11 protein-coding genes are annotated in these 14,295 nt (G+C 65.8%); 6 read left to right on the top strand and 5 right to left on the bottom strand.

Going from position 1 to position 14,295, the window contains the following annotated elements:
* Positions 1-127 precede the first annotated feature (127 nt).
* Positions 128-1,039, top strand: a complete 912-nt coding sequence (locus PcP3B5_RS13950; protein ID WP_009620104.1) for a DMT family transporter — start codon at positions 128-130, stop codon at positions 1,037-1,039.
* A 50-nt stretch (positions 1,040-1,089) separates the two neighbouring features.
* On the opposite strand, the gene gabP is transcribed toward PcP3B5_RS13950, so the two are convergent.
* Complete coding sequence (gabP, locus tag PcP3B5_RS13945; RefSeq protein WP_061561603.1) at positions 1,090-2,502, bottom strand: GABA permease; 1,413 nt, start codon at positions 2,500-2,502, stop codon at positions 1,090-1,092.
* A 329-nt stretch (positions 2,503-2,831) separates the two neighbouring features.
* Here gabP and PcP3B5_RS13940 point away from each other — a divergent pair, with 329 nt between their 5' ends.
* The 5 genes from PcP3B5_RS13940 (at position 2,832) to PcP3B5_RS13920 (ending at position 9,482) form a co-directional block, all read left to right on the top strand.
* Positions 2,832-3,596: an SDR family NAD(P)-dependent oxidoreductase gene (locus PcP3B5_RS13940; RefSeq protein WP_061561602.1), complete on the top strand. Its 765-nt coding sequence runs from the start codon at positions 2,832-2,834 to the stop codon at positions 3,594-3,596.
* Positions 3,597-3,699: 103 nt separating this feature from the next.
* Positions 3,700-5,106: a purine-cytosine permease family protein gene (locus PcP3B5_RS13935; RefSeq protein WP_061561601.1), complete on the top strand. Its 1,407-nt coding sequence runs from the start codon at positions 3,700-3,702 to the stop codon at positions 5,104-5,106.
* A 144-nt stretch (positions 5,107-5,250) separates the two neighbouring features.
* Positions 5,251-6,498, top strand: a complete 1,248-nt coding sequence (locus PcP3B5_RS13930) for a D-arabinono-1,4-lactone oxidase (protein WP_061561600.1) — start codon at positions 5,251-5,253, stop codon at positions 6,496-6,498.
* A 372-nt stretch (positions 6,499-6,870) separates the two neighbouring features.
* Positions 6,871-7,668, top strand: a complete 798-nt coding sequence (locus PcP3B5_RS13925) for a helix-turn-helix transcriptional regulator (RefSeq protein ID WP_061561599.1) — start codon at positions 6,871-6,873, stop codon at positions 7,666-7,668.
* A gap of 365 nt (positions 7,669-8,033) precedes the next feature.
* Positions 8,034-9,482: a PucR family transcriptional regulator gene (locus PcP3B5_RS13920; RefSeq protein ID WP_061561598.1), complete on the top strand. Its 1,449-nt coding sequence runs from the start codon at positions 8,034-8,036 to the stop codon at positions 9,480-9,482.
* Between the two features lie 57 nt (positions 9,483-9,539).
* Here the strand turns inward: PcP3B5_RS13920 and PcP3B5_RS13915 are convergent, their stop codons facing one another.
* From PcP3B5_RS13915 to PcP3B5_RS13900, 4 genes are read right to left on the bottom strand one after another with little or no spacing between them, the layout of a single operon-like run.
* Positions 9,540-11,051 carry a CoA-acylating methylmalonate-semialdehyde dehydrogenase gene (locus PcP3B5_RS13915; protein ID WP_061561597.1) on the bottom strand — a complete coding sequence of 504 codons (1,512 nt, stop codon included), beginning with the start codon at positions 11,049-11,051 and terminating at the stop codon, positions 9,540-9,542.
* Between the two features lie 56 nt (positions 11,052-11,107).
* Complete coding sequence (locus PcP3B5_RS13910) at positions 11,108-11,458, bottom strand: cupin domain-containing protein (protein ID WP_043273788.1); 351 nt, start codon at positions 11,456-11,458, stop codon at positions 11,108-11,110.
* A 12-nt stretch (positions 11,459-11,470) separates the two neighbouring features.
* Positions 11,471-12,853 (bottom strand): NAD(P)/FAD-dependent oxidoreductase, encoded by a 1,383-nt coding sequence (locus PcP3B5_RS13905; protein ID WP_043273787.1) that lies wholly within the window; start codon positions 12,851-12,853, stop codon positions 11,471-11,473.
* A 35-nt stretch (positions 12,854-12,888) separates the two neighbouring features.
* Positions 12,889-14,283, bottom strand: coding sequence for an amino acid permease (locus PcP3B5_RS13900; RefSeq protein WP_061561596.1), 1,395 nt, complete (start codon positions 14,281-14,283; stop codon positions 12,889-12,891).
* Between the last annotated feature and the right edge of the window lie 12 nt (positions 14,284-14,295).

Here is a 14,295-nt window from a genome sequence, read left to right as displayed (position 1 = left end):
GCTTCTCAATGCTGCATCGCCGTCGGTGTCGGCCCGTGCCGCTCACCACACACAACCTTCTCGACCAGACACCCAACCGTTGCGCACGGCGCAGCGGCGCGCACACCATTTTTGAAGAATCACTGCCATGCTTACATCCGACCTCCCCCACACAACTTGCGCCTCGGCGCACCGCAACGCCCTGCTGGTGGCCCACGTCGCCGCCGTACTGTTCGGCCTGACCGGCATCCTCGGCGCCTTGATCCAGGCCGACGCCAGCGTCATCACCTACGGCCGCGCCGCCTTCGCCATCGTCGCCCTGGGCGCCGTCGCCCAGTTGCAGCGGCGCCCGCTGCTGCGTGGCCTGGGTTGGCGCAAGATCGGCGTGCTGGCGCTGACCGGGGCGCTGCTGACTTCGCACTGGGTAAGCTTCTTCATCGCGGTCAAGGTCGGCGGCGTCGCGGTCGCGACCCTCGGTTTCGCCAGCTTCCCGGCCTTCATCGCCCTGCTGGACCTGGCGGTGTTCCGCGAGCGGATCGGCTTCGGCGAAGCCTGCCTGCTGCTGATGGCCACGGCGGGGCTGGTGCTGGTGGTGCCGTCGTTCGACCTGGCGGACCAGGGCACCCTGGGCCTGCTCTGGGGCCTGGGCTCGGGCCTGTCGTTCGCCCTGCTGGCGATCGCCAACCGGCGCGCCACGCGCGGCATGGACGCCATGCAAGTGGCCTTCTGGCAGAACCTGACCGTCGCCGTGCTGGTTTCGCCCTTCGCCCTGACGCACCTCGCCCACCATGCGCTGCTGCCGGCGGACTGGGTCTACCTGGCGCTGCTGGGCATCTTCTGCACGGGCCTGGCGCAGTACCTGTTCGTCAAGAGTCTGGATGCGCTGGAAGCCCGCAGCGCGGGCATGATCATCGCGCTGGAGCCGGTCTACGCCATCGCCTGCGCCTGGCTGCTGTTCGGCGAGCAACCCTCGCTGCGCATGCTGCTGGGGGCGGCGCTGATCATCTTCGCCACCCTCCTCTCGGCTCGCAGCAAGCTGTCCCAATCCACTGTGCACTGACGCGACGACGGGAGGCCGGCCCCGGCCTCCCGTCGCTTTCTACGCGGGCCTCAGGCGCCCTGCTCCACCGTGCCGGAACGCGCGGCCGCCGTGGCGTGCCGGCGCGCGGTGAGGTTGCCGAGCAGCAGGATGACCACTGCCAGCGCCAGGGTGGAAGTCACCTCCAGGCGGTGCTCCGGCATCACGAACATCACGCCCAGGGCAAACACGATGAAGCCGATCACCGCCCAGGTCAGCCAGGGGAACAGCCACATCTTGAAGGCGATCTCGGCGTTGCGCCGCTGCAGGATCGAGCGCATGCGCAGCTGCGAGAAGGCGATGACCAGGTACACCAGCAGCGCGATGGAGCCGGAGCTGGCCAGCAGGAAGGCGAACACCTGGGCCGGGGCGAAGAAGTTCACCGCCGTGGTCAGCATGCCGATGACGGTGCTGGCGATCACCGCCGCCCGCGGCACGCCGGCTGCCGAGGTGCGACGGATGAAGGCCGGTGCGTCGGAGCGCCTGGCCAGGGAGAAGATCATCCGCGAGGAGATGTAGATCGACGAGTTCAGGCAGCTGGCCACCGCCACCAGCACCACCATGTCCACCAGGAACTTCGCGTAGGGGATGTGCATCACCTCCAGCGCGCGCTGGTAGGAACCCTGCACCGGCAGCAGCGGGTCGTTCCAGGGCACCACGGAAATGATCACGAAGATCGACAGCAGGTAGAACACGCAGATGCGCCAGATCACCGAGCGGGTGGCCTTGGCGATGTTCTTCGCCGGGTTGCCCGACTCGGCGGCGGCGATGGTCACCGCCTCGGTGCCGAGGAAGCTGAACATGGTGGTCAGCAGCGCGCCGATGATCGCCGTCCAGCCATTGGGCATGAAGCCACCGTTGCTCGCCATCAGCTGCGAAAGGCCGCTCACCTCGCGGCCCGGCAGGCCGCCGGCCAGGGCCACGGCGCCCAGGGCGATGAACAGCACGATGGCGATCACCTTGAGCATGGCGAACCAGAACTCGAACTCGCCGTACTTGGCCACGCTGAACAGGTTGGTCAGGGTCAGCAGCACGGTCATCGCCAGGGCGAAGAACCAGGACTCCACCTGCGGGAACCAGTTGTTCAGCACCACCCCGGCGGCGATCGCCTCGATGGGGATCACCAGCACCCAGAACCACCAGTACAGCCAGCCGATGGTGAAGCCGGCCCAGCGGCCGATGGCCTGGTCGGCATAGGTGGAGAAGGAACCGGTGTCGGGGCTGGCCACGGCCATTTCCCCCAGCATGCGCATGACCAGCACCACCAGGGTGCCGGCGAGCACATAAGCCACTATGGCGGCGGGGCCGGCAGCCGCGATGGCGTGCCCCGAGCCTACGAACAATCCCGCGCCGATCACGCCGGCGATGGAAAGCATGGTGACGTGCCGCGGCTTGAAGCCTTGCGCGAGCTCGCCATTGCGGATTTGCGTTCTTGTCGTTGTCATCCTGAGGCCTTCTTCGTTGTTCTTGTCATGTCCGAGCCCAATGCCGCCAGCCAGGGCCGCATTGCGCGAAGCCAAGCTAGTTCACGTGCGCTGCCGGACAGTTGTTCCAGCGCGCCGCTTCCTTGACCAGGCCCGACAGCGACGGCCACAACGCAGCGCCGCCGCCCTCCCCGCATAGCGCTTCCCGCTCATCGGAAAAACGACTTTTATTTCTTTAAAAACAAATAGATAGGCCAGCGTATATCCGCCGGCATATGGACACCCACAAGGCCCGTCCCTAGCGTGGAACCCCACGGCAATCCCACACCAACAACAAGCAGGAGATACCCATGGGACGACTGAACGGCAAAGTGGCGCTGATCACCGGCGGCGCGGGCGGCTGCGGCCTGGCCGCGTCCGAACTCTTCGCCCGCGAAGGCGCCAAGGTCGCCTTGTTCGACCTGCCGCACAGCGACGGCAAGGCCGTGGCCGAGCGGATCAACGCCGCCGGCGGCACGGCCCTGTTCGTGCCCACCGACGTCTCCGTCGCCGAGCAGGTCGAGCGCGCGGTGGCCCAGGTGGAAGAACGCTTCGGCGCCATCACCGTGCTGATGAACCACGCCGGCACCATCCACGTCGGGCCCTTCCTGGAAACCCGCGAGAGCGACTGGGACCGGCTGATGAACATCAACGTGAAGAGCATGTTCCTGGTGACCCGCGCCGTGCTGCCGAAGATGATCGAGGCCGGCGGCGGCAGCATCATCTGCACCTCGTCCATCTCCGGCGTGGTCGGCACTCCCATGGAGGTCCTGTACTGCACCACCAAGGGCGCCTGCCACATGTTCGCCCGGGCGATCTCGGTGGAGTTCCGCGACCGCAACATCCGCAGCAACGCCATCTGCCCGGGCTTCATCGGCACCGCCCACGGCCGCCGCGAACTGGACCTGCTGCGCGAATTCGGCACCGAGGTTTCCGACGAGGCGCTGCGCGCCATGCAGGGCCGCCTGTGCGACCCGCGCGAGGTGGCCTCGGCGGCGCTGTTCCTGGCCAGCGACGACGCCAGCTTCGTCAACGGCGCCCACCTGTTCGTCGACAACGCCTACACCGCGGCCTGACCGGCCCGAGCCGCGCGAGCACTGAATAACAACACGCGACTCTCGAACACCTGAACTGCCAAAGACAAGAACCTACAACACCCTTGGCGAGACGGAGTAATACATGGAAATCGAAAACAGAAGCGTCGAGTTCATTCCCGAGAATGAACGTTATGGTTCAGCCAAACGGCTGTTCACCATCTGGTGCAGTGCCAACATGCAAGTCACCACCATGGTGATCGGCGCGCTGGGCGTGGTGGCGGGGCTGGATCTTGGCTGGACCTTCATCGGGTTGATCCTGGGCAACCTGATCGGCTCCATCTTCATGGCGGCGCACTCCGCACAAGGCCCGCACCTGGGTATTCCGCAAATGATCCAGAGCCGGGCGCAGTTCGGCGTGATCGGCGCCGGCCTACCGCTGGCCATCGTGGTGCTGGCCTACATTCTGTTCACGGCGGCCAATGGCGTGGTGATGCGAGATTCCATCAAGGCAGTGGTGCCGGTCTCGGACAACAACGCAATCATCCTGTTCGGAGTTCTCACGCTGGTCGTCGGCTTTGTGGGTTATGAGCTGATTCACAGGATTGGCGCCTGGATGAGCGCCATTTCGAGCATCGTTTTCGCCCTGGCCGCCTACGCCGTGCTGCAACGCGGCCTGCCGGACGGTGTATGGATGCTATCGGCAGGCACCTTCAAGTTCGCCACCTTCTGCCTGGTGGTGACCCAAGCCGCTTCCTGGACGCTGGGCTTCGGCCCTTACGTGGCCGATTACTCGCGCTACCTGCCAACCTCCATATCCACGCGATCGACGTTCTGGTACAGCTATCTGGGTATCGTGGTGGGTTCCACGCTACTCATGTTGCTGGGCGCCGTCATGGCCGCCACCGCAATGGACGTCACCACCGATCCCGGCAGCGCCATCGCCAAGCTGTTCCCCGGGTACGAGCATCTGGCGTACTACGTGATCATCATCGGGGTGCTGGAGTGGAACGTAATGAACCTGTACAGCTCGTACATGTCCACCACCACGATCTTTACCGGCTTCAACGGCACGTCGCGGATCAGCCTGCTAACCAAGTTCATCATCATGGCCGTCGTCGCCACCATCGTGACCTGGATCGCCATCGCGGCTCAATATAACTTCAGTGCGTACTTCAGCGACATCCTGATCGGCCAGGTATATGTGCTGGTGCCCTGGAGCGCGATCAACCTGGCGGACTATTACCTGATCCGCAAGGGCCGCTACAGCGTGGCGGCGATGTACGACGTCAATGGCATCTACGGCAAGGTGAACTGGAATACCCTGCTCATCTACGCCTTCACCATCGTGGTGCAGATTCCGTTCATGGAACTGTCCTTCTACAAGGGTCCTATCGATCACATCGTCGGCACGGACATCTCGTGGCTGCCCGCGTTGATCATTCCGAGCGTGCTGTATTACCTCGTGAATCGCCACAAGAAACTGCATTTGATGCCGTTTGAAAACACCCACTCCTCTACCGCGACCATCACCAGCCTGAATAGCGCATGAGCATGGCGAACACATCGGAGCGCCTGGCAGGTAGAAAGGCCAGCAGCGCGCAGTTCCCGGCGCCTGACGAATCCAGCTTCGTCAATGGCACCCACTTGTTCGTCGATAACGATTTTTAGGCCATTCATCTGTAAGGAGAAACACATGGAACTTCCACGTGGCGGGCACTGGCGCAACTGGGTGGGAAATCAGTCGTTCGTGGCAGCGCACATGGCATCGCCCAAAAGCGAGGACGAAATCTCGGCACTGGTCCACGCAGCGACCAGCCAGGGCAAATCGGTCCGCTGCGCCGGCTCCGGGCACTCGTTCACGCCGGTCGTGGCGACCAGCGGTTTGCTGCTGTCCTTGCAGGACTACCAGGGCATTACGCATCTCGATCAGCAACGCAAGCGTGTCTCGGTCAAGGCCGGCACCAAGCTGAACACGATCACCCGCTTTTTGAAGGAGGCGGGCTATTCGCTGACGAACCAGGGCGACATCGACTCGCAGGCAATCGCCGGGGCTCTGGCCACCGGCACCCACGGCACGGGTACGACGCTGGGCAATCTTTCGTCGCAAGTTGTCGGGATGAGGATCATTCGCCCAGACGGCTCCGTGATGGAGGTCTCTGACACGGACAACCTGGATCTGCTCCATGCGACGCAGGTGAACATCGGCATGTTCGGTGTCATCTCGGAGATGACGCTGCAGGTGAGCGACGCTTACTGGCTGCACGATCGTGTGTGGCGCGAAGACTTCGAGTCGCTTATGGAACGGTACGACGAACTTGCCTCCAGGCATCGGCACTTTGGCTTTTTCTGGTGCCCCACGTCGGAAAGCCGCCATCTGTACTGCCTTCCGGACACGCAGAAGGTCTCGCGCAGCAACAAGGATTTCGACGTCTGCGAGGTCAAGGTCATGGACATGACAGACGAGCGCACGTTCTACGAGGACGAGCACGAGAAAATCGCGTACAGCTCGGAAGTGTTCGCCATCCACTATGTGGCAAACTTCCATGAGCTTGAATATGCCGTCCCGGCGCAACATGGCAAACAGGCTCTGCGCGAAATCCGAGACCTGGTGTTGACCAAGCACCCGAACTGCATCTACCCCGTCGAGTACCGCTTCACGAAGGGAGACCCTGCATGGATCAGTCCTTTCCACAACCAGGACAGCGTGACTATCTCGTGTTCCGGGGGCCCCAATGGTGTGGACTACTGGCCGTTTCTCAAGGACGTCGACGACATCCTGCGGCAGTACGGCTCCCGCCCGCATTGGGGCAAGCTGCACTTCACCCAGCGCGACGACGTGGATCGCTGGTTCCCCAAGGCCGAAGCGTTCCGGCAGTTGCGCCGTAGCGTGGACCCGAACGGCTACTTCCTCAATGATCACCTGCGCCCCTTGTTCGGCTGAGCATCGCCCAGCATTGCTCCCGGTGTCCTGGAGGCGTGGCCTGTGTTCCGGTTTCGACCGCGCGCCGCCGCCAGGCCCCTCCCTCCTCCCCCCGGCCGTGGGGGTTGGAAGAGGTAGGCAATGTACCCGTTGAGGCCATAGTCGCTCCTTGCCCTCATGGAAGACGACTACATGGCGCAGGTGGCTGATTGTTGGCAAGATCGCCAGCGGCCTGTTGGAGTGCTTCTGGTATGCTGGCTGACCGTACTCAAGGCCCACGAGTTGGCCAGCGAGGATGCCGCCGAACAGGCCCCGTTCAACCCTGCTGCGCAGCATCAGTGAGCCGACCCGAGAGCGCTATCCGTCTTGGCGCCCTTGTACAGGAGCGCCGAGATGAATAGCCAAGACGCCCACGCCGTGGCGCAACTGATCGCCGCCGTCGGTAGCGCCAAACTGGGGCATTGCCTCTGCGCGCTGCTGGACGGCAAGGTCAGCTTCGACATGAGCTGCCTCTACCTGTTTCGTTTCGACCGCCCTGCCGAACTGCTGCACAACGGCTACAACGACCAGGTCGCCGCCCGCACCCTGGACGCCTACTGCCGTGGCGGCTACCTGCTCGACCCCTTCTACGTCGCGAGCATGAACCTCCACCCCGGCGGTCTGTGGCGGATGAGCGAACTGGCCCCGGATAGCTTCTTTTCCTCCGGCTTCGCCATTTCCCCCGACTTGCACCCCTGCGTGTCGTCCACACACGGCACACAGATCGACGAGATCGGCTATATCGTCCACCTGCAGGCGCGTACCGCGCTGGTGTTCAGCCTGATGAAGGCGCAGGAACACGGCCCCTTCGACAGCGCCGAAGTCGCCCATCTGCAACTGCTGGCCCCGCTGATCAGCGCCGCCCTGGAACTGCACGGCCGCCAACTGCCACGCGAGGTGGCACCCTCCGATGCGGACAGTCACCTGGAAAGCGCCTTCGTCGGTGCCCTCGGCCAGCTGACCGACGCCCAGCGCTACATCGCCAAGCTCATCCTGCAAGGCCACAGCAACGCCTCCATCGCCCACCTGCTGGGCATCTCCGAAGGCACCGTGAAGGTCCACAAGCACAACATCTACCAGCGCCTGGAAATCTCCAGCAACTCGGACCTGTTCCGGTTGTTCATCGGCTATATCGCGCAGTCGGCGAGGTAGGGATGTTTGCTCTGTTGGCAGCTGTTCAAGCCCGGACACAAGAGCGACTGCCTTGCAGGCTGCCAGCCCGTACTGTAGGAGCGGACTCCGTCCGCGATTGGGCCCACCGACCACGCCGAACGCCCCGATGGCACGGCCGACGGCGGATACAGGAGTCCCAGGATGACTCCGGACTCCCCGCCCACTCCGAACGGCCCCCTCTCCCTCCGGGAGAGAGCTGGGGTGAGGGTGCTCTTCTGCGAACCTCCGCTCCAACCTCAACCCCATCACTCCACGCTCACAAGAACGACAAGGAAGAGCTAGGCGCCCCCGGATAACTCCGGATAATGAACGACATCCCGCCCGCGTCGAAACAAGAGGCCCCAATGCTCACCGTGCAAGACCTGATCGAGATCGAGCTGCTGAAACTGCAGGCGGTCGCCGGCCTCGCCGGCACCGGCAGGCTGATCACCTGGGCCCATGCCGTCGACCTGCCGGACCCGTGGCGCTGGGTTTCCCCGGGCGACCTGGTCATGACCACCGGCGTTGGCCTGCCCGCGGCCGCGCAGGACCAGGTCGCCTGGCTGGAACAACTGGTGCAGAGCAACGCCAGCGCACTGGTGGTCGCGCCCAGGGACGACGCGCCGGCGCTGTCGGACGAGCTGCTGGCGGCGGCCGATCGCCTGCTGTTCCCCATCCTCCGGGCCAGCTTCGAGCTCGAGTTCGTCAAGCTGTCCCACCATGTGATCGAAAGCGTGCTGCAGGCCCAGCGCGAGCGCTTCAATGCCAGCGAGCGGCTGTTCCAGACCTACGCCGAAGCCCTGCGCAAGGAGCCTGACATGGCCGGCCGCCTTTCGATCCTGGCCGCCACGCTGGACATGTACCTGGCGATCGAGGACGCGGTCAGCGGCGTCGACATCGTCGAAACCCGCTCGGCCCGCAGGCCGCCCCCGGAGCGGCTGGAACGGATACCCATCGCCGGGCGGGCGCGGGCCAACCTGGTCATGGCCCGCAAGGGCGAGAGGACACTCGACGACCCCCTCCTGGTACGTTCGCTGGTCGGCCTGCTCGGCGTCGAGCTGGAACGCCTGATGATCCACCGCGACCAGCAGCGCGAAGAGGGCTCGGCGCTGCTGCGCAGCCTGCTGGAAGGCGAGACGGAGTTCAGCCTCGCCCGCCCCCTCCTGGAACAGCGCGGCCTGCTCGGCACCCTGGTGTGCCTTGCGATCAAGCCGGGCGGCAACGGGCCCTGGGGGCCGGACGAGCTGCACCAGGCGCCCGCCCTGCACCAGGCCAGCCCCCTGCTGCTGAACGACAAGGGCCTGCTGCTGGCGATCAGCCGCGACGACAACGAGCTATTCGATGCCCTGCGCAGCAATCTCGGCGAGGGCACCGTGATCGGCGTGAGCGGGCCGATCGCCGCGGCGACGGGCTTTCGCGAAAGCGTCAGGCAGGCGCGCCTGGCCCTGGCCCAGGCGCAGGAAGTGGAGGCCGGCGTGCTGCGCTATGGCGAGGCGGAGACCGGCCTGATCATGGCCCCGAAGTCCCTCGCCGAAGCCCGGGCGCTGGTGGGGCGCTACCTGGGCCCACTGATCGAGCACGACCGCACCCAGGGCGCCGCGCTGCTGCCCACGCTGCTGGCCTTCCTGGAAAACGACGGGAACTGGAAAGCCACCGCCTTCGACCTGAGCATCCACCGCCAGACCCTGGTCTACCGGCTGAAGCTCGTGGAGCAGCTGACGGGCCTCAAGCCCACCTCCACCAATGGCATCGCACGCTTCTGGATCGCGCTCCAGGCCGCGAAGAACACCGAGCTGTTCGATCGGACACCTTGAATGCAAACGGCCCCGCACCTGGGGTGCGGGGCCGTCGGAGCCCACTCGCCGCCAGCCTCAGTCGCTGGTCGGCATCGCGAACTCGGCCCCCTTGGCGATGGCCTGCGGCCAGCGCTGCATGATGCTCTTCTGCCTGGTATAGAAGCGCACACCCTCCTCGCCATAGGCATGCATGTCGCCGAACAGGCTCTTCTTCCAGCCGCCGAAGCCATGCCAGGCCATCGGCACCGGGATCGGCACGTTAATGCCGACCATGCCCACCTGGATGCGCCGGCCGAACTCGCGGGCGATGTGGCCGTCGCGGGTGTAGAGGCTCACGCCGTTGCCGAACTCGTGGTCATTGATGAGCTGCACCGCCTCGGCGAAGTCCTTGACGCGCAGGCACGCCAGCACCGGGCCGAAGATTTCTTCCCGGTAGATGCGCATGTCGGGGGTGACGTCATCGAACAGCGTTCCGCCCAGCCAGAAGCCGTCACCGCAGCCCTCGCCCGCCGCCTCGCCGTCGAAGCCGCGGCCGTCCACCAGCAGCGTCGCCCCTTCCCGGACGCCCTGCTCGATGTAGCCGGTGATGCGCTCGAGCGCGGCGCGGGTGACGATCGGCCCCATCTCGGCTGCCAGGTTTCTGCCCTCGAGCACCTTGAGCGCGCGGGTGCGTTCGATCAGTTTCGGCATGACCTTCTCGGCGGTCTCGTCGCCGACGAAGACCGCCACGCTGATGGCCATGCAGCGCTCGCCGGCCGAGCCGTAGGCCGCGCCGATCAGCGCATCCACCACCTGGTCGATGTCGGCGTCGGGCATGACCACCAGGTGGTTCTTCGCCCCGCCCAGGGCCTGGACGCGCTTGCCGTGGCGCGCGCCGGTCTCGTAGATGTGGTTGGCGATGGGTGTGGAGCCGACGAACGAGATGGCCTGCACGTCGGGATGTTCGAGCAGCGCGTCGACCGCCCCCTTGTCGCCCTGCACCACGTTGAACACGCCGTCGGGCAGGCCGGCCCGCTTGAGCAGCTCGGCGATGAACAGGCTCGGGCTGGGGTCGATCGGGCTGGGCTTGAGCACGAAGGTATTGCCGGTGGCCAGGGCCACGGGGAACATCCACATCGGCACCATCACCGGGAAGTTGAACGGCGTGATGCCCGCCACCACGCCCAGCGGCTGGCGCAGCGTCCAGTTGTCGATGTTGCTGCTGACCTGGTCGGTGAAGTCGGTCTTCAGCAGTTGCGGCGCGCCACAGGCGAATTCGACGATCTCGATGCCGCGGGTGACTTCGCCCTGGGCGTCGGTGAACACCTTGCCGTGCTCGGCGGTGATCAGCCGGGCCAGTTCGTCGCGGTGTTCGTTGAGCAGGGCCAGGAAGCGGTTCAGCACCCGCGAGCGGCGCAGCGGCGAGAGATTGCTCCAGGCCGGGAAGGCGGCCTTGGCGGCAGCCACCGCCGCGTCCACGTCGGCGTGGCTGGCCAGTTGCACCTGGCCGGTGACGACGCCGGTGGCCGGGTTGTAGACCGGCAGTTGCTGGCCGCTGGTGGCCGCCACCCGGGCGCCGGAGATCCAATTCATGATGGTTTGGGTCATTGTCTTTCTCACATCAAGGGATAACAGCGGTAGCGCTCAGCCACCACCTTGCAGAATCAGTAGATCGCGTACACCTTGCGCACGGTCTCCAGCACGTCCCAGCGCCCTGTCCAACCCGGAGGCAAGATGATCAGATCGCCACCAGTCACTTCCACCACCTCGCCGCTACCGCTATCGGTGAGCAGCGCCTTACCGGAGATGATGTAGGTGAACTCGGTGTCGGGGCGCTCGATCACCGGCCAGCCGCCGGGCTGGCATTCCCAGACGCCGAGGTTGCCGGTCGCCTCGGGCGCCAGTTGCTGGATGGCGATCTGCGGGTCGCCCTTGTCCGCCCCGGCGCGCTGGCCGGCGGGGCTCAGGGGCAGGGACTGGATGGCGGCGGACTTGATGATCGTGAAAGTGGTCACGGCGTACTCCTGTTAATGCGCACCTGTCAGCTTCTCGAGCAACATCGCGGTGCGGGATGGACGATGGGTGATGCGCTCTTCGATGTCGCTCAGCGAGGCTGCGGCGAGCCCGCTGTTGACACCCAGCCAGCGCAGCGGCTCGGGCTCCCAGGACGGGGAGCGGTGGTTGACCAGGGGCAAGGCGTTGATCGCCTCGTCGCGGCCCTGGATCAGGTTGCGCAGGATGCGCCCCGCCAGGTTGCTGGTGGCGACGCCATCGCCCACGTAGTTGCCGGCCCAGGCGATGCGTTTCTTCCGGTCGATGCTCACCGTCGGGCACCAGTCGCGGGCCACGCCCAGCGCGCCGCCCCAGCGGTGGGTGATGCGCGCATCGGCCAGGTCCGGGAAGAATTCCAGCAGCGTCTGGTGGATCTTCGCGTGGATGCCGTCCACCAGGTCGGCCTCCTCGGTGATCCGGGAGCCCAGGCGATACGGCGCGCCGCGGCCGCCGAAAACCAGCCGCCCCTCGGCCGTGACCTGCCCGTAGACGCGAAGGTGGCGCATGTCGTTGAAGGCCAGGCGGTGGTCGAGCCCCAGCCTGCGTCTCAGCTCGGCGGGCAGCGGCTCCGTCGCCAGCACCAGCGAATACAGCGGGATGACGAAGCGCGAGTGCCCGGGTTGCTGCGAGGTGAACGCCTCGGTGGCGCGCACCGTGAACTTCGTGCGCACCGAACCACGCCCGGTGCGCACCACGCCCTCGGCAAACTCGGTGACGGCGGAATGCTCGTGGATGGTCGCGCCCATCGTCTCCACCAGCCGCGCCAGGCCACGCACCAGCTTGCCGGGGTGGATCAGCGCGCAATGCTCGGTATAGAGCCCGCCCAGCGTGCCTTCGGCGCCGACCCTGGCGCCGGCCTGGGCGCCATCGAGCAGTTGCCACTGCTCCGGCAGCCCGAAGCGCGCCGAGCCTTCCACCGCCGCCCGCGCACGGGCCAGTTGCGGCGCGCTGCGGGCCAGGGAGAGGAAGCCCTGCTTGGCGTAGTCGGCGTCGACGCCTTCCAGCGCCAGCACCCGGCCGATCTCGTCCACCGTGTCGTTCATGGCCAGCTGCAGCTTCAGCGCGGCATCGTGGGAATACATCTCGGCCACGCGGGACAGCGAGATCGGGAAAATCGCCGAGGCCCAGCCCCCGTTGCGTCCGGAGGCGCCGAAACCGACTTCGCGCTTCTCCAGCAGCACCACACGCAGGGAGGGGTCGCTCTTGAGCAGGTAGTAGGCCGTCCACAGGCCGGTGTACCCCGCGCCGACGATGACGACATCAGCGTCCGTGGTGCCCTCCAGCGCAGCGCGGACCGGGCCTTGTTCGAACCAGAGCGGCTTGTTGGGTAACTGGGTCAGATCGAATTTTGCGGTCATGGGGTTGGCTTCCAATTGACGGCCATGGGTGGGGGCTACGAAGCGCTGCGTGCGGGTAGCACGGCGGCTTGCCGGCGGCAGCGGGACAGCCGCACCAGCGCGTAGGAGGCAGCGATCGCGGCGATGGCGATCAGGCACTGCAGCAGGCTGATCTGCATTGAGGGGTCGAAGGCCATGCTCACCAGCACCGCCACGATCGACGCGGTCACCAGCAGCGGCAGCCAGGGGTGGCCCCACATCGCGAACTTCAGGCTGCCCTCCTCCACCCATCTGCGGCGCAGCTTGAGCTGCGACAGGCAGATCATCAGGTAGACGAACAGGAAGACGGTGCCGGAGGAGTTGATCAGGAACTGGAACACGGTATCGGGCCAGAGCGCCGCGATGACCACGCAGCCATAGCCCACCAGGGTGGAGGCGATGACGCCGCGCACCGGCACGCCCTTGCGGCTCACCCCGGCGATCCAGCTTGGCGCCTCGTCGTTGGAGGCCAGCACGTACAGCAGGCGGGACGAGGTGTAGAGCCCGGCATTGAGCACCGACAGCACCGCCACCAGGATCACCGCGGTCAGCATGTGGCCGGCGCCGGGAATGCCGATGTGCTCCAGGGTGGCCACGAACGGCGACTTGCCGGCCTTGATCTCGGTCCACGGCTGCGCGACCACGATGAAGAAGGTCGCCAGGACGAAGAACACCAGGATGCGCAGCATCACGGTATTGACGGCCTTGCGGATGTTGCGCGAAGGGTCCTCGGACTCCGCCGCGGCGAGGGTGGCGACTTCCACGCCGGTCATGGAGAAGATGACCACCACCACGCCGGTGAACAGCGACGTCACGCCGTGGGGCAGGAACCCGCCATGCGCGGTGAGGTTGTCGAAGCTGGCGGTGGAGCCCGGCCACAGCCGGAAGGCATAGGCCCCGGCGACGACCAGGAACACGACGATGGCCGCGACCTTGACGCCGGCGAACCAGTACTCGGCCTCGCCGAAGGAGTGCACCGACATCAGGTTCAGCAGCGTCATGCCCACCATCAGCCCCAGGGCGATGGCCCACACCGGGATGTCCGGGAACCAGCCGTTGATGATCTGGCCGCCGACCACGGCCTCGAAGCCCACCACGATCACCCAGAAGTACCAGTACAGCCAGCCGGTCATGTACCCGGCCGGACGGCCGAAGGCCAGCCTCGCGTAATCGACGAAGGAACCCTTGGCGGGATGCGCGGCGGCCATCTCGCCGAGCATGCGCATCACCAGCGCGACGATCAGCCCGGTGATGGCATAGGTGATGAAAGCGCCGGGCCCGGTCGAGGCGATGACCGCGCTGGAGCCCACGAAAAGCCCGGCGCCGATAACGCCGCCCAGGGCCAGCATGCTGATGTGCCGCGTCTTGAGCGCACGCTTCAGGCGCGGGTCGTGTTCTGTCTGAATAGGCACTGGTCGTCTCCT

This window comes from Pseudomonas citronellolis (genome assembly GCF_001586155.1).
Lineage (GTDB): Bacteria > Pseudomonadota > Gammaproteobacteria > Pseudomonadales > Pseudomonadaceae > Pseudomonas > Pseudomonas citronellolis.
This window is presented reverse-complemented; position numbering and strand designations above follow the sequence as displayed.